The sequence below is a fragment of the Bacteroides clarus YIT 12056 genome, from assembly GCF_900129655.1.
GTDB classification, from domain to species: domain Bacteria; phylum Bacteroidota; class Bacteroidia; order Bacteroidales; family Bacteroidaceae; genus Bacteroides; species Bacteroides clarus.
In genome coordinates, this window is record NZ_FQWK01000004.1 from 38,198 (window position 1) to 54,928 (window position 16,731).

A 16,731-nucleotide genomic window follows, 5' to 3' on the forward strand; every position below is an offset into this window, starting at 1 on the left:
CGTAATCTAAAAACAGTGGACGGTATGAGCAATAAAATATATCCTATCGGAATACAGAACTTCGAGAAAATCCGCAAGGACGGATATTTCTACATCGATAAAACCGCCTGGGTTTATCAGTTGGCTAAGACAGGCAGCTACTATTTCCTCAGCCGTCCGCGTCGCTTCGGTAAAAGTCTTCTGATTTCCACCTTAGAGGCCTACTTTCAGGGGAAAAAGGAATTGTTCAAAGGATTGGCCATCGAGAAACTGGAGAAAGACTGGATACAGTATCCGATATTTCATTTGGATTTAAATATTGGTAAATATGATACTCCTGATAGCTTGGACAAAATATTGAACGACCATTTGGAACAATGGGAATCACAATATGGTACTCGTCCGTCCGAAGTAACTTTTTCTTTGCGTTTTGCCGGAATCATTAAGCGTGCTTGCCAACAGACAGGTCAGCGTGCAGTCATTCTTGTGGACGAATACGACAAACCGATGCTCCAGGCCATCGGCAACGAGGAACTGCAAAAGGAATACCGAGATACGCTGAAACCTTTCTACGGCGTACTGAAAACCATGGACGGCTGTATCAAATTGGCTTTCCTTACCGGGGTCACCAAGTTTGGCAAGGTCAGCGTATTCAGTGACTTGAATAATCTGGATGATATTTCCATGCAGGAAATGTATGTCGGACTTTGCGGAGTGACCGAGCAGGAAATCCACGACAATCTTGAAGAAGAACTTCACGAATTGGCGGATGCGCAGAAAATGACCTACGAGGAAGCCTGCGCCGAGTTGAAGCGGAGATATGACGGTTATCATTTTGTAGAGAACACTGAAGGGGTCTATAATCCTTTCAGCCTGCTGAATACTTTTAAATATAAAAAGTTCGGCAGTTACTGGTTCGAGACGGGTACGCCTACTTACTTGATAGAACTGCTGAAACGCTATCACTATGACTTGGAACACATGGCGCACGCCGAAACGTATGCCGATGTACTGAACAGTATCTATGGGGATGAAGAGCCGTTGCCTGTAATTTTCCAGAGTGGTTATCTCACGATAAAAGGGTATGATGAAGAGTTTGGCATTTACCGTCTCGGTTTTCCGAATCGTGAGGTGGAAGAGGGATTTATCAAGTTCCTTATTCCTTATTATACACGCTTCAATAAGATTGAAGCGCCGTTTGAGATACAAAGATTTGTGCAGGAGATACGTGCGGGTGAGCCCGACGCTTTCTTCCGCCGCCTGCAAAGTTTCTTTGCAGATACGCCTTACGAGCTGGTGAAGGATTTGGAGCTGCATTATCAGAATGTGCTTTTCATCGTCTTTAAGCTGGTAGGTTTTTATGTGAAAGCGGAATATCACACTTCGCAGGGCAGGATAGATTTGGTGCTGCAAACCGACAAGTATATTTATGTAATGGAATTCAAACTGAATGGCACGGCGGAAGAGGCTTTGCGGCAAATCAATGATAAAGGGTATGCGTTGCCTTTTGCTGCGGATAGTCGTAAAGTGTTTAAGATAGGGGTGAACTTCAGTAATGTTACGCGTAATATTGAACGCTGGGTGGTAGAGGAACTTTAGCGGAAACCATTCCTTCTGATATTTGATGTATATCAAATGGAATTATCAAGCGCATCAAACGATATTATCAAGCATATCAAACGGAATTATCATCTTGACAAAAACATACTGTCTGTTTAAGGTAAACGCATTATCTGTTTGGGTGTAACAGATAATGCGTTTACCTTAAACAGATGGTGCGTTTTCTACAAGAAAGTATTTGTTTATACTTCCCTCTCACTTTTTATTTCTTTTTTTGCTCATGGGAAACAGCAAATGTGCATTTCGCTCGCTATCTCTCATGAACAGGGCAGTGGAAGGTGAAGACAAATGTTATTGAACTAAAGATAGTAAGAACTAACTCTTGAAGAAAGCAAAATAAAAAGTAGAGAATTCAGTCTCTCGTAACAAAAAACTGTTTATCTTTGCGACAGTCCCGTTGGGTGCAATGGAACTGTTATTTTTTTTAGAGGCGTTATTGAAATTATCTTCTAACATCAAACTTCGCAACTTTGAAATGCACTTGAAGATGATAACAACAACGCTCACGTCTGTGTTATATACCTACTTTTCCGCCAGAGTATATCGGGTGCAAGTATCTATATACAAAACGACGTGAGTGGCTGTTGTTTATCCAAGTGCAAGGCAATGCGAAGGCCTGATGTTAGGGTAAACAGATACAGCAACTCACGTTTTTTGTATGTTTAACTTAATAATATGGCACATGACGAAAAGAAAACGCATCTCCATTTGTATCCTGATGAAATTACTGGCAGCATCATCGGCACGACTATCTGCCGTATTACCGATAACGCTACTTGTCGTACTTCTATCATTTTCACCTTACACTGTAATGCAGGCAGTTGAAAGAGATAGCCTGTACACATTTCAGTTCGTTCCTAAACAAGGAATGCTTTACATTTCTTACAAGAAAAACAGTGTGGAACTGGAAAGGTTGTTACTTCTGATACGACAGCATCGAAAAGATATTCTTACCGGGAATATCCCTGTATTTATCAGTGGCTTCTGTCAATCTGCACCTATCGATAAAAAGAACCGGAATCTTGTACGTGAACGCAGTAATCGGGTAAAAGCGGAAATGATACTGCGTAGCGGACTGCGTGAAGATTGTTTCCGTACTACAAATTCTACGAGTGCAAGTGAAGAAGCAAGTGATGTAGTGTTTGTACGCATTACGTTGCCGGAAGATAAAACTACTTCTGATACACAGATGATAGGAGAAGAGATTCTTCGTTCTGCTCTGAAGGACAATACGGCAGGGAATAAAGACTGTAATCCTAAAGAAGAGCTTTATACTTCCGAAGTAACCCTTTACGAAACCAATCCTTCCTCTGCCGACTGTCATTCGGAGCGAAGCGAAGAATCTCCTCTTTCCGCATCCGCAAATGTATCCGATTCAAGAGTACCCTCTTCTTTTCGAGGTTGGACTCTCGGCCTAAACGTCGGTATCCCTTTCTTTTGGGGTGATATGCTTTCCATGTCTGCCGATAAAACCTACATAGGTATATCCGCAGGCCTGCAAATCGATTACCGTTTCTCCGATTTTCTTGGAGCCAACCTTTCAGCCGACTATGCACAAGGCAAGACAGGTGCGCGGAGTTATGCGCGGGACTATCAACTGTCTCCTTCCGGTATGACGATTTACTCTGACGGAACCGCTGTTTCCCAACCTTACAAAGAACTTTATTCTAAAATATCCGTAGTGAATGTAGGTTTAGGCTTGGATATATATTTCAATCGTTTCCTTGGTACTCATGCCCTGTACAACCGCTTCCAAACAGTGCTGACTCCTACCGTTTATGGGCAATTCTTCAAAGCCGATATATATGATAAGGTGAACGACACCCGATTCTCCGATGGAACTACCCGGCCGAGAACGTTGTCTATCGGTTTGGGCGGAGCCGTGATTTTCCGCTATCGTATCGCTTCCGCTTGGGGCTTGCAACTAAAGAACAACTTGCTGTGGATGACCGATAATAAATTCGATGGCATCACTACACCTTACGGACATACACGCCATAACATACTGTGGTTACTCCAATTCGGCGTACTTTGGACTTTGAAATGATGGAAACCATTCATTTGATTCTTCTATTATGAAAACTCATATTAAATTAAAACTTACACTTATGAAGAAGATTTTATTCCTGTTGCTTGCCGCGACATTCGCTTTATGCAGTTGCACCAAGCAAGACCTTGATGAAATACGTGCCGAACAAGCAGGTCTTGACGCCCGCCTTTCCATCCTGGAAGAGTGGCAAAGGACAATAAACGGACAAATCACGAGCCTGCAAAATATTTTCTCCGCTCTTGAAGGTAATGACTACGTGACGGGCGTCGACGAATTGGCCGACGGAACCGGCTACGTGATAAACTTCGTGAAAAGCGGAGCCATAACCATAAAGAACGGCGTCAAAGGCGAGACAGGCGCTACCGGAATACCGGGTAATACACCTAATATCGGTGTCAAAGAAGATAGCGGCGTTTATTACTGGACACTTGACGGTGACTATATAAAAGATGGCAACGGTAATCCTCTGCGTGTCACAGGTGAACAAGGAAAACCGGGAGATGCGGGAGCAAAAGGCGATGATGCCGTTGCTCCGCAAGTTCGGATTAGTACGGATAATAATGAATGGGAAATTTCCACCGACAACGGCGATAACTGGACATCCACGGGGGTAAAGGCTGCGGGTAAAGACGGTATGAACGGTACTAATGGCACTTCCTGCTCTATCAAGGTTGATGATAGCGGCGACCCGATCATTGTTACCATAACCAATACCGATGCCGAGGGAAAAGATACCGATACGGAAATCGTACTTCCCCTTTACAGAGTTTTTTACATCGGAGATGATGCGAAAGCAGTACGGAATGATGCACTGGTTATTACCCGTAACGTAACGGATATTCCTCTTGTTCTTCCCGATGCTTTCTCGAGGAACGATTATACCGCTATTATGGCTCAAATCATTGGTAAGGATGCGAATACGGATATTCAGACTCGTGTTGCTGCAGGTTCTTGGCAAGTCACTGTAACAAAGCCGACCTTCAATGTTGACGGAAGTTACAAAAAGGACGCTAAAGTAACCGTAACCATGCCCGTAGGTATAGGAGAGAACGAGAGTGCTCTTATAGAAGTGACTCTCGTAGGCAAAGACGGTAGTAAGACTGTTTCCACTCGTGCCTTGACTGTTCCCAAATCGGGTGATTACTATTACAGCGACGGTTCTGTTTCAAGTCAAATCATCAGCGATAATCCCGATAAAACCCCTGTCGGAATCGTCTTTTATGTAGGTGATGTCGTGGCAAAAGACAGCCATTTGAAGGAAATATTAGGTGGCGGTAACGCTGATAATTATAAGTCGGATGATATCCACGGTTTGGTGGTTGCCTTGAAAGATGCGGGCAGCTTCACTTATTGGCAACGCAACTATACTCCGACCGCTATAGGTACTACCGGCGGGAGTGACATATGCGGTTATAGCAATACATTGAAAATGAAAGAGTGGAATGAAGACGGTAGTCATAGCGGTAATCTTATAGAAGCCTATAGGCAATTGGCCGGGTATGCCGCCATCAATTCAGTTCCCGCCGGTAGCAGCGGTTGGTATTTTCCTTCCATTCGTGAACTTTCTACCCTTTGTTCGGGGTGGCAAAATGTTTGGGTGGATTCCGGTACGTATAGCGGTACAGACACATCCGGCAGTAATATCGATATTATCAATGAAAAACTATCCGCCTTGTCTGCATCGGGTGTAGATGCCGCAAAAATTACAGGTACAGTCTACTGGTCTTCCTCGGTATATCAGTATAATGAGAAAATTGCCCTTACGGTCTATATGATTAGCGGTAATGTGAACATGGACCGTAAAGATCTTGTTTCCCATCCGATACGTGCCGTTCTGGCTTTTTAGTACGGGTAATGAACATGAACCGATGACAGGCAGAAACTGTCCGGTGGAGAGCGTTGAAGAAACATTATAAACCCATTGCCCGTTTTTCGCTAATCTTTTGTTATCTTTGCTCCACTAAATAAAAGAATTTTATGGAACAATCTGATATACTTCGTAACTTACGGATAGAACAGCTCACTCCGATGCAAGAGTCTGCGCAGGATGCCTATCAATCGGACAAAGACCTCGTCCTGCTGTCGCCCACGGGTTCGGGTAAAACACTGGCATTCTTACTGCCGCTGGTACAGTCGCTCAAAGCGGAAATACAAGGCGTTCAGGCGGTGGTGCTTGTCCCTTCGCGCGAACTTGCCTTGCAGATAGAAACAGTTTTTAAGTCGATGGGTACGCCCTTTAAGGCAATGAGTTGCTACGGCGGACGTCCGGCAATGGAAGAGCACCGCACGATGAGAGGCGTTAATCCTGCCGTTATCATCGGTACGCCCGGTCGTATGAACGACCACTTGCGGAAGCGAAACTTTGATACCCGTTTCGTCACTGTGCTGGTAATAGATGAGTTCGATAAATGCCTTGAATTCGGTTTCCACGACGAAATGGCAGAGGTTATCGGGCAGTTGCCCGCCTTGAAGAAGCGCGTGCTGCTTTCGGCTACGGATGCCGAGGAAATTCCGCAATTTGCGGGAGTAGGGGGTGAAGCATCCGGTAACGCTGCATCATCGTCACGGGTCATTAAGTTGAACTTCCTTTCGGAAGAAGCCGTTTCCGAACGTCTGAATTTACAGAAAGTAATCTCACCCGAGAAAGATAAACTGGAAACGCTGTACCGCCTGCTTTGTACGCTTGGCGACCATTCTACACTGGTGTTCGTAAACTACCGCGAAAGCGTGGAGCGTGTGGTTTCCTACCTGAAATCGAAGAAATTCCCTTGCGACGCTTTTCATGGCGGTATGGAACAGGACGACCGGGAACGGGCGCTTTACAAGTTCCGTAACGGCAGTTGCCCCGTTCTGGTATCTACCGATCTTGCCGCACGCGGATTGGACATTCCGGGTATCGACAATGTCGTGCACTACCACATACCCGTCAACGAAGAAGCCTTTACACATCGTAACGGACGTACGGCACGTTGGGAAGCGCGCGGCTCGTCTTTCATTCTTCTCCATGCAGAAGAACGCCTTCCCGATTATATCCCGGAAGACATCCCCGTATTCGGGCTGCCGGAGCAGACGCCGAAACCGGCCAAACCTCGCTGGACTACCTTATATATAGGTAAAGGTAAGAAAGACAAACTGAACAAGGTGGATATCGTGGGCTTTCTATATAAGAAAGGCGGGCTGGTGCGCGAGGATGTGGGACAGGTAGACGTAAAGGAGCACTACGCTTTTGTGGCGGTTCGTCGCGGCAAGGTGAAGCAACTGCTCACGCTGTTGCGCGGAGAAAAGATAAAAGGCATGAAAACGCTGATAGAAGAAGCCCGGTAACTTCATGTTATGAAGCATGTCCGGTGATGTTATTAAGCATAGGAGAATAGTTTGTTTCTAATAATTATGCACTTTCTTTTCGGTTTTAATTCTTAGTAGAAAGTTATTTCCGTTTCTATCTTTCAGTTTACCTTTTAATAGCTTTTTTGGTAAGTATACATAACAGATTGGTGTATATTTCTTGTATATACCAATAAAAAGTAAGGTAAATGTGCTTTAAAGAAGGATTTTTATAAGGAAAGATTTGCAATACAGAAATAATTCCGTAATTTCGCCATGTCGTAAGACACAAAATGAACGAAATTGTATAACCAAAACAAACTTCAAATGAAAAAGCATAATTTCAATGCAGGACCTTCCATTCTTCCGCGTGAGGTGATAGAGGATACAGCGAAGGCTATTTTAGATTTCAATGGATCCGGTCTCTCTCTTATGGAGATTAGCCACCGTGCTAAAGACTTCCAGCCCGTAGTGGACGAAGCCGTAGCACTGTTCAAAGAACTACTTAACATTCCCGAAGGTTATTCGGTACTGTTCCTGGGTGGTGGTGCAAGTCTGGAATTCTGCATGGTACCTTTCAACTTCCTCGAAAAGAAAGCCGCTTACCTCAATACGGGTGTGTGGGCCAAGAAAGCTATGAAAGAGGCCAAAGGTTTTGGCGAGGTTGTAGAAGTTGCCTCTTCTGCTGAAGCCACTTATACTTATATTCCGAAAGATTACACGGTACCGGCCGATGCGGATTATTTCCATATCACTACCAACAATACTATCTATGGTACGGAATTGAAAGAAGACCTGGATGTAAATGTTCCTATGGTTGCCGATATGTCATCCGATATTTTCTCCCGTCCTATCGACGTGTCTAAATATATCTGTATTTACGGTGGCGCACAGAAGAATCTGGCTCCTTCGGGCGTGACATTCGTTATCGTGAAGAATGATGCGGTAGGTAAGGTGTCCCGTTACATCCCGACCATGCTGAACTATCAGACTCACATCGACGGCGGTTCAATGTTCAATACTCCTCCGGTTGTTCCTATTTATGCGGCATTGCAGACTTTGCGCTGGATAAAGGCTCAGGGTGGTGTGAAAGAAATGGAACGTCGTGCCATCGAGAAGGCTGATATGCTGTACGCCGAGATAGACCGCAACAAGATGTTCGTGGGTACCGCCGCCAAGGAAGACCGTTCTCGCATGAATATCTGCTTCGTAATGGCTCCCGAATACAAAGAACTCGAAGCCGACTTCCTGAAATTCGCTACTGAAAAGGGTATGGTAGGTATCAAGGGACACCGTTCCGTAGGTGGCTTCCGTGCATCTTGCTACAACGCCATGCCGAAAGAAAGCGTACAGGCTTTGATAGACTGCATGCAGGAATTTGAGAAACTTCATTAACAATATTCATTCACCACAGAGGGCGCAGAGTCCCGCAGAGATTGGATAAAAGGAGAACTCTGTGAAACTCTGTGCGACTTTGTGGTGAATCTTTTTTTAATACCATTAAATCATGAAAGTATTAGTTGCAACAGACAAACCGTTTGCAAAAGTTGCGGTAGACGGTATTCGCAAAGAGATTGAAGCGGCAGGTTATGAACTTGCTTTGCTGGAAAAATATGGCGATAAAGCAAAACTGCTGGATGCTGTGAAAGACGCCAACGCTATTATTATCCGCAGCGACATCATTGATGCCGAGGTTTTGGATGCCGCCAAAGAACTGAAAATTGTGGTACGCGCCGGTGCGGGCTATGACAATGTGGACTTGGCTGCCGCCACCGCCCACAACGTATGTGTCATGAACACTCCGGGACAGAACTCCAACGCCGTAGCCGAACTGGCTTTCGGACTTATGGTAATGGCTGTCCGCAATATGTACAACGGTACTTCCGGTACGGAACTGATGGGTAAGAAGCTGGGTATCCATGCTTACGGTAATGTCGGTCGTAATGTAGCCCGTATCGCCAAAGGTGTCGGTATGGAGATTTACGCATTCGACGCTTTCTGCCCGAAAGAAGTTATTGAGAAAGACGGTGTAAAGGCTGTGGCCTCTGCCGAGGAACTTTACTCTACTTGTGATGTCGTTTCCCTGCACATTCCCGCAACGGCGGAAACCAAGAATTCCATCAACTATGCTTTGGTGAACAAGATGCCGAAAGGCGGTTTGTTGGTGAATACCGCCCGCAAGGAAGTTATCAACGAAGCCGAACTGATTCAGCTTATGGAAGAACGCGCCGACTTGAAGTACATGACTGACATCATGCCCGCAGCCAACGAGACATTTGCCGCCAAGTTTGCCGGCCGTTATTTCTCCACACCGAAAAAGATGGGTGCGCAGACTGCCGAAGCCAATATCAATGCCGGTATTGCCGCTGCCAAGCAGATTGTAGGATTCCTGAAAGACGGTTGCGAGAAGTTCCGTGTAAATAAGTAAATAGATTAATAATCTGATAGCCATGGCTACAATTAAACCTTTTAAAGGCATTCGCCCGCCCCAAGACTTGGTAGAGCAAGTTGCATCCCGTCCTTACGATGTACTGAACTCCGCCGAAGCCCGTGAAGAAGCGGCAGGAAACGAAAAATCCTTGTATCATATCATTAAGCCCGAGATAGATTTTCCTGAGGGCACGGATGAGCATGATGAACGTGTTTACCGGAAAGCCGCCGACAACTTCCGAATGTTTCAGGACAAAGGCTGGCTGGTACAGGACGATAAGGAAAATTACTACGTATATGCCCAGACCATGAACGGCAAGACGCAATATGGTTTGGTGGTGGGCGCATACGTGCCCGATTATATGAATGGCGTCATTAAGAAGCATGAGCTTACCCGTCGCGATAAGGAAGAAGATCGCATGAAACATGTGCGTGTGAATAATGCCAACATCGAACCTGTATTCTTCGCCTATCCCGATAATGCCACGCTGGATGCTGTCATTGCCCGTTACACGGCTCAGAAACCTGTTTATGATTTTATTGCTCCGGGCGACGGCTTCGGTCATACATTCTGGATTATCGACAAACAGGAAGATATCGATGTCATAACCAAAGAGTTCGCCAAGATGCCCGCGCTCTATATCGCAGACGGACATCACCGTAGCGCGGCCGCTGCTCTGGTTGGCGCGGAGAAAGCCAAGCAAAATCCCAATCATCGCGGAGACGAGGAATACAACTACTTCATGGCGGTTTGTTTCCCCGCCAATCAGTTGACTATCATCGACTATAATCGTGTGGTGAAAGATTTGAACGGTATGACGCCCGAACAATTCCTGGCTGCCGTAGGTAAGAACTTCACGGTGGAAGAGAAAGGAACGGAAATCTACAAACCGACAGGCTTGCATAACTTCTCCCTTTATCTGGACGGTAAGTGGTATAGTCTTACTGCCAAGCCGGGTACTTACAACGATAACGATCCTATCGGTGTGCTGGATGTTACTATTTCATCCAATCTGATACTGGATGAAATCCTCGGTATCAAAGACCTCCGTTCCGACAAGCGTATTGACTTCGTAGGCGGTATCCGTGGTCTGGGCGAATTGAAGAAACGGGTGGATAGCGGCGAAATGAAAGTAGCTTTGGCTCTTTATCCCGTATCCATGAAACAATTGATGGACATCGCCGATACCGGTAATATCATGCCGCCCAAGACTACTTGGTTTGAACCGAAGCTACGTTCGGGACTGGTAATTCACAAACTAGACTAATCAGATATAATCTTGAAGAATGAATAGGAGACGGAGCATTGCATTACGCGGTGCTCCGTTATTTTATTGGCCGTTTTCTTTCCTGTTATATAGAAAATACTGACCTTTGCCGAAAAGGCCGGATTATATTTATGAAGATATTAATACTCAACAGCAGTCCTCGCAGAAATGGCAACATCTCGAAGATGCTGGAAGCGATGAAACAGGAAATAGAATGTTGTAATGCCGAAGCGGTCTATGTCAGAGTGCCGGAGCTGAAAGTGCGTCCTTGTATCGGCTGTATGAAATGCCGCTGTTCGTTACGGTGCTGCTTGCCGGAAGATGACGCGCAGCGGGTATTACAAAGTATCAGGGATGCTGATGCGCTGATAATAGGCGCTCCGTGTTATTGGGGAAATATGCCCGGAGAATTAAAAGTGTTGTTCGATCGTATGGTGTACGGCATGATGGGAGAGAATTCATTGGGTATGCCTCTTGCGCTTCATAAAGGAAAGAAAGTAATTATTGTAAGTACCTGCACAACTCCTTATCCTTTTAATATTCTTTATAACCAGACACGCGGGGTAGTGAAAGCCCTCAAGGAAATATTAAAGTGGAGCGGCTTCAAAGTTGTGAAAGCCATAGAGAAGGGTGGCACCAGAAAGCATCCGGATTTGACCTCCAAAGAGATATCACATTGTAAAAGAGCTGTACATAAGTTATTATAATACTGAATCGATATGAGCAAAAAAGAAGAATACAAGCTGAAGAACGAACAGTTTCTGCAAAGTCTGCGTACCGAAGAGGGCGTAAAAGAGTTGGGTGCCGGTGTGCTTTACCGTGTGCTGGAAAACGGGCAGGGCAGTGGCGCCACTCCCCGCTTAAACAGCATTGTGTCGGTACATTATAAGGGAACGCTCATCAACGGCAGAGAGTTTGACAACTCCTGGAAGCGTAACTGCCCGGAAGCTTTTCGGCTGAACGAAGTAATTGACGGTTGGCAGATAGCTTTGCAACGGATGCGCGTGGGTGACCACTGGATGGTCTACATTCCTTATACCGTGGGATACGGCACACGTACCAGCGGACCTATTCCGGCTTTCTCCACACTGATATTTGAAGTGAAACTATTGGGTATTGCCTGAGAGAGCGTGAACAATCCTTCTTCTTCACACGTTACATTACTTATAACTTAAACTTTAACAATAAGTATGAATCAGGAAAAGAAGAAAAAGGAGTGTGATACCTTGAACGCATCCATCTCCCCGGAACAGCCGGTAAATGAAAACGAGAAAGAAACGTTACCCGGACAGCAAATCGGGCTGTATGGAAAAGCGGATAAGAAAGATGTTCGTCAAATGGTTAAGATATTGAATCCGGACAAGCACAGCATGGAAAGCAGAGGATAACCCTCTGCTTTTTATTTTATCCCTTTATCGGGTAGGTTACACCGCTATGTTTCGTATCTTTGCGGCAAAATACGAAACGGAATACGAAAATATCGAAATACGGTAGTGAATGTTACGGAACGGAGACCTTACCCAAGGCGGCATAACGAGTACGCTGTTGCGTTTTACCTTGCCCATGATGGCAGGTTCGTTGCTGCAACAGTGTTATAATATAGCCGATACCCTTATTGTAGGACAGTGTATCGGTGCGGACGCCCTGGCGGCGGTAGGTTCGGCATATACGCTGATGGTTTTCCTTATCTCCGTTCTTCTCGGTTTGTCCATCGGTAGCGGTACGGTATTTTCATTGCACTACGGCGCGGGAAACAGCTCTGCTTTGCGTCGCAGCATTTTTGTTTCATTCGTGCTGATAGGAGCGGTTACATTTTTGCTGAATGTGGCCGCATTCGTATGGTTAGACCCTATTCTCCGCCTGCTGCAAGTACCGCAGGACATCTACGGTATGATGCGCAGCTACCTGTGGATAATCTTTTGCGGCATTGTTTTCACATTCATCTATAATTTCTATGCGGCGCTGCTGCGTGCGGTGGGAGATTCGGTAACTCCTCTCTGGTTTCTGGCCGTCTCTGTCGTACTGAATATCGTGCTCGACCTGTTCTTTATCCTGCAATTGGGTTGGGGCATCGAGGGAGCTGCGATAGCCACAGTCATAGCGCAGGGAGCGGCTGCGGCGGGAATACTGCTCTATACCTGCAAGAAACGTCCGGAGCTGCGGCTGCATCGCGAAGACATGCACTTCGACCGTTGCAGTCTGAAAGAGATAGTTTCTTTCTCCACACTGACCTGTGTACAGCAATCGGTTATGAATTTCGGTATCCTGATGATACAAGGGCTGGTCAACAGTTTCGGTACAGCCGTTATGGCGGCCTTTGCTGCCGCTGTAAAGATAGACTCCTTCGCATATATGCCCGTACAGGAGTTCGGAAATGCTTTCTCCACTTTCATTGCGCAGAATTTCGGGGCGAAACGTTACGAACGTATTCGCCGGGGTGTTCGCAGCGCGTTTCTCACTACGGTTATCTTTTCGCTTATCGTCTCCGTAGTTGTATTCGTCTTTGCAGAACCGCTGATGCTGATTTTCGTTCATCCGAGCGAGACGGAAATCCTTGCTACCGGAGTGGAATATCTGCGTATAGAGGGTGCGTTCTACTATGGCATCGGCATCCTTTTCCTGCTTTACGGCTATTATCGCGCTATCCGCAAACCGGGGATGTCGGTCGTGCTTACGGTGATTTCGTTAGGTACCCGCGTCGTGCTTTCCTATATACTCGCCGCCATTCCTTCCATCGGGGTAACAGGCATCTGGTGGTCTATTCCCATCGGTTGGCTGCTGGCGGATGCGGTAGGAGTACTGTATTATAAAATGAAGAATGAAAAATGAAGAATATCCTTGCGGCATACTTGCGCAGCGAAATTCTTCATTCTTCATTTTTCATTCTTCATTTAAAAGCAGTATCTTTGCGCCCGATTTTTAGAAAGAGATACTGCCATGACTAATGAGCGTTTGAAAGGATTTACTTACGGAGCTATTGCCGCAGCCAGCTACGGAATGAATCCGTTGTTTGCGTTACCCTTGTACGGGGCGGGGATGAATGCGGATTCCGTCTTGTTCTACCGTTATTTTCTTGCTATTGTGATGCTGGGCGTTCTGATGAAAGTAAAGAAACAGTCCTTCGCTCTGAAAAAGACGGATATACTGCCGTTGGCGGTGATGGGGTTGCTGTTCTCTTTCTCTTCGTTGTTCCTGTTCGAGAGTTATAATTATATGGATGCGGGTATCGCGTCTACCATTTTGTTTGTCTATCCGGTGCTGGTGGCTATCATTATGGCGGTGTTCTTCCATGAGAAAGTCTCGTTCATTACGATGTTTTCCATCGCAATGGCTTTTACGGGCATCTCATTGTTGTATGAGGGGGGCGATGGCAAGACGTTGAATATGTTCGGCGTACTGCTCGTTATTCTGTCCTCGCTGACGTATGCCGTATATATAGTAGGGGTCAACCGCTCTTCCCTGAAAGACCTGCCTACGGCGAAGCTGACTTTCTATGCTTTGCTGTTCGGTGTCATCATTTACGTGGTGCGTCTGGATTTCTGTGCGGCCTTGCAGCCTGTCCCTTCTCCGGTGTTGTGGGTGAATGTCCTTTCGCTGGCTTTGTTTCCCACTATCATTTCATTAATTATGATGACGCTTTCCATTCATAGCATAGGCTCTACGCCGGCTGCCATTTTGGGAGCGTTGGAGCCTGTAACGGCTCTGTTCTTCGGGGTAGCGGTGTTCGGTGAGCAACTCACGCCGCGCATCATGCTCGGTGTATTGATGATATTGACTGCCGTAACACTGATAATCGCGGCCAAACCCTTGCTGGAGCTGGCGAAGAAGCATACCCGGCACTGACGGGCGGTTAGCGGATAATCCTGCATATCTGCTCTACGGTACGGCGGATATTCATGCGCGCGAATTCCGGTTGCATGGCTTGTTCCAAAGCGACGGGACTTGGAGTGATGGAGAATATCCCGTGAAATCCGGCACGGGTAAGAATGTCCGTATCTTCTATGCAGCCCGCTATCAACACGACGGGAATATGCTGTTTTCTTGCTTCCGTCAGTATGCCGTACGGAACTTTCCCCATGACGGTTTGTCTGTCCGATTTCCCTTCTCCGGTGATAATCAAGTCGGCGTCTTTTATCTGTTCTGCAAAATTCTGCATTTCCAGTAAGAGCTGTATGCCCGGTTTCAGTTCGGCATTGAGGAATGCCGACAGACTTCCGCCCATTCCGCCGGCTGCTCCTGCTCCGGGACAGGAAGATATATCCTTACCGGTGGTTCGGAAGATGACCGCGGCCAAATGTCGCATACCTGCATCCAATGCCTCTATCATAGCCGCGTCGGCTCCTTTCTGCGGGGCGAATACGTATGCCGCTCCGTCTGTCCCGTAGAATGGGTTGCGTACATCGCAGGCGGCGGTAAAGGTACATCCGGAGAGCAGGGGATGAACGGACGAGGTGTCTATGCTATCGACCTTACCCATCATCTGTCCGCCATAGCCCGAAACATTCCCCGTTTTATCCGGGAAACGGAAACCTAATGCCCGGAGCATGCCCAATCCGGCGTCGTTCGTGGCGCTTCCGCCCAGACCGATGATGAAATGCCTGCATCCGCGTTGCAATGCGTCCCGTATCAGTTCGCCCGTTCCGAAAGTTGTTGTCTGCATCGGGTTACGCTTCTCCGGGGCGACGAGTGGAAGTCCGCTAATGGCTGCCATCTCGATGAAAGCCGTCTGCCCGTCACCGGAAATGCCGTAGCGGGCTTCGCGAAGTTCCATTAAAGGACCGTGAGCCTGCACGCTGATACTCTTTCCGTGAGTGGCGGCAATCAGAACGTCCAGCATGCCTTCGCCGCCGTCGGCTACGGGGATACGGATAACTTCACATTCCGGCAGTGCGGCGTGTACGCCTTCGGCAGCCGCCGCTTCGGCTTCCGCGGATGTAAGGCAGCCTTTGAAGGAGTCTATGGCAAGAACCGCTTTTTTCATCGGGGGATAATATGGTTTCATAAGAGGATACCCTTTTTTCGTGGGAAGATAACTTCTTTCTCCTGCAAAGATAAAGTTTTTTGATAGCTATCAAAAGGCGGATAGCGAAAAGTATAGTATCTTTGCGGCATGAGTGAAGATACGTATAAAACCATTGCCACCCCGTCCGAAGGAATTTACACCGAGAAGCGCAGCAAGTTTATCGCTATCGCCTTGCCGGTACGTACGGTTGAAGAAGTAAAGGCGCATCTGGAAACTTATCAGAAGAAATACTACGATGCCCGCCATGTGTGTTATGCCTATATGCTGGGGCACGAGCGCAAGGATTTTCGCGCCAATGACAACGGAGAGCCGTCCGGTACGGCGGGAAAACCTATCCTGGGACAAATAAATTCGAACGAACTGACGGATATTCTGATTGTCGTAGTCCGCTATTTCGGTGGTATAAAGCTGGGTACGAGCGGGCTGATAGTGGCTTATAAGGCTGCCGCCGCCGAGGCTATCGCCGCCGCTACCGTTATTGAAAAGACTGTGGACGAAACGGTGACCGTTCTCTTCGAGTATCCTTTTATGAACGATGTAATGCGCATCGTGAAGGAAGAAGAACCGGAGCTGTCGGAACAGTCGTATGATATGGACTGCCGTATGACGCTTCGCATCCGCCAGTCGATGATGCCCAGGTTGAGGGCGCGTCTGGAGAAAGTGGAGACCCTACGTTTTGAGGAGGAGTAAAGTCTCCGGTTTCTTTTCAGACAACTCTTTCAATCCTCTTTACGGATAAATCGTTATAATGGATTTTGCGGTGCGTGCCGTCGCAAAAAGGTTGTTTGCAGGAGCGTCCGCAGCGGCAGAGGGCTATCCGGCCTTCCTGCATTTCCGCCTTTCCTTCCCTGTCTACCAGTTTAAAATTGCCTTCTACGATGAAAGGCCCGTTGGGTGTAGCTGTAATCGTTACTGTATTTTCTTCTTTTTCCATGTTCTCGGTCTTTATGTTTTACGTACTTGGTAGAACGTCTCCGCATGGAAATAGTTTGTTAATTCCATATCTTTTGTATGGATTTACTTATCTTTGCACACTT

General features: G+C 46.8%; 15 protein-coding genes. 13 read left to right on the forward strand and 2 right to left on the reverse strand.

The window, feature by feature from the left end; translation table 11 throughout:
* The first annotated feature begins 24 nt into the window (after positions 1-24).
* From BUB52_RS07465 to BUB52_RS07520, 12 genes are all read left to right on the forward strand, one after another.
* Positions 25-1,578 (forward strand): ATP-binding protein, encoded by a 1,554-nt coding sequence (locus tag BUB52_RS07465; protein ID WP_009121205.1) that lies wholly within the window; start codon positions 25-27, stop codon positions 1,576-1,578.
* Positions 1,579-2,281: 703 nt separating this feature from the next.
* The gene (locus BUB52_RS07470) at positions 2,282-3,646 is read left to right on the forward strand and encodes a hypothetical protein (protein ID WP_254302449.1); all 1,365 of its coding nucleotides are present in this window, start codon (positions 2,282-2,284) and stop codon (positions 3,644-3,646) included.
* 61 nt (positions 3,647-3,707) lie between these two features.
* A complete protein-coding gene (locus BUB52_RS07475) occupies positions 3,708-5,495 on the forward strand; it encodes a PL29 family lyase N-terminal domain-containing protein (protein WP_139259702.1) in 1,788 nt (595 codons plus the stop codon).
* 131 nt (positions 5,496-5,626) lie between these two features.
* Positions 5,627-6,973, forward strand: coding sequence for a DEAD/DEAH box helicase (locus BUB52_RS07480; RefSeq protein ID WP_009121200.1), 1,347 nt, complete (start codon positions 5,627-5,629; stop codon positions 6,971-6,973).
* Between the two features lie 327 nt (positions 6,974-7,300).
* On the forward strand, positions 7,301-8,368 hold the full coding sequence (gene serC / locus BUB52_RS07485) for a 3-phosphoserine/phosphohydroxythreonine transaminase (RefSeq protein ID WP_009121198.1): 1,068 nt from the start codon (positions 7,301-7,303) through the stop codon (positions 8,366-8,368).
* A 112-nt stretch (positions 8,369-8,480) separates the two neighbouring features.
* The gene (locus tag BUB52_RS07490; protein WP_009121197.1) at positions 8,481-9,401 is read left to right on the forward strand and encodes an NAD(P)-dependent oxidoreductase; all 921 of its coding nucleotides are present in this window, start codon (positions 8,481-8,483) and stop codon (positions 9,399-9,401) included.
* A 22-nt stretch (positions 9,402-9,423) separates the two neighbouring features.
* A complete protein-coding gene (locus BUB52_RS07495) occupies positions 9,424-10,671 on the forward strand; it encodes a DUF1015 domain-containing protein (protein ID WP_009121196.1) in 1,248 nt (415 codons plus the stop codon).
* 131 nt (positions 10,672-10,802) lie between these two features.
* Complete coding sequence (locus BUB52_RS07500; protein ID WP_009121195.1) at positions 10,803-11,378, forward strand: flavodoxin family protein; 576 nt, start codon at positions 10,803-10,805, stop codon at positions 11,376-11,378.
* Between the two features lie 12 nt (positions 11,379-11,390).
* Complete coding sequence (locus BUB52_RS07505; RefSeq protein WP_009121194.1) at positions 11,391-11,795, forward strand: BamJ family beta-barrel-assembly machinery protein; 405 nt, start codon at positions 11,391-11,393, stop codon at positions 11,793-11,795.
* Between the two features lie 66 nt (positions 11,796-11,861).
* Positions 11,862-12,059 carry a hypothetical protein gene (locus BUB52_RS07510; RefSeq protein ID WP_009121193.1) on the forward strand — a complete coding sequence of 66 codons (198 nt, stop codon included), beginning with the start codon at positions 11,862-11,864 and terminating at the stop codon, positions 12,057-12,059.
* A 109-nt stretch (positions 12,060-12,168) separates the two neighbouring features.
* Positions 12,169-13,500 carry an MATE family efflux transporter gene (locus BUB52_RS07515; protein ID WP_009121192.1) on the forward strand — a complete coding sequence of 444 codons (1,332 nt, stop codon included), beginning with the start codon at positions 12,169-12,171 and terminating at the stop codon, positions 13,498-13,500.
* A gap of 108 nt (positions 13,501-13,608) precedes the next feature.
* Entirely contained in the window at positions 13,609-14,514 is a 906-nt protein-coding gene (locus tag BUB52_RS07520; RefSeq protein WP_009121190.1) for a DMT family transporter, read from the forward strand.
* Positions 14,515-14,521: 7 nt separating this feature from the next.
* On the opposite strand, the gene BUB52_RS07525 is transcribed toward BUB52_RS07520, so the two are convergent.
* A complete protein-coding gene (locus BUB52_RS07525; protein ID WP_009121189.1) occupies positions 14,522-15,652 on the reverse strand; it encodes a glycerate kinase family protein in 1,131 nt (376 codons plus the stop codon).
* Positions 15,653-15,781: 129 nt separating this feature from the next.
* Between BUB52_RS07525 and BUB52_RS07530 the strand changes: the two genes are divergently transcribed.
* Complete coding sequence (locus BUB52_RS07530; RefSeq protein WP_009121188.1) at positions 15,782-16,384, forward strand: IMPACT family protein; 603 nt, start codon at positions 15,782-15,784, stop codon at positions 16,382-16,384.
* Positions 16,385-16,400: 16 nt separating this feature from the next.
* On the opposite strand, the gene BUB52_RS07535 is transcribed toward BUB52_RS07530, so the two are convergent.
* A complete protein-coding gene (locus BUB52_RS07535; protein WP_009121187.1) occupies positions 16,401-16,628 on the reverse strand; it encodes a CDGSH iron-sulfur domain-containing protein in 228 nt (75 codons plus the stop codon).
* Positions 16,629-16,731 lie beyond the last annotated feature (103 nt).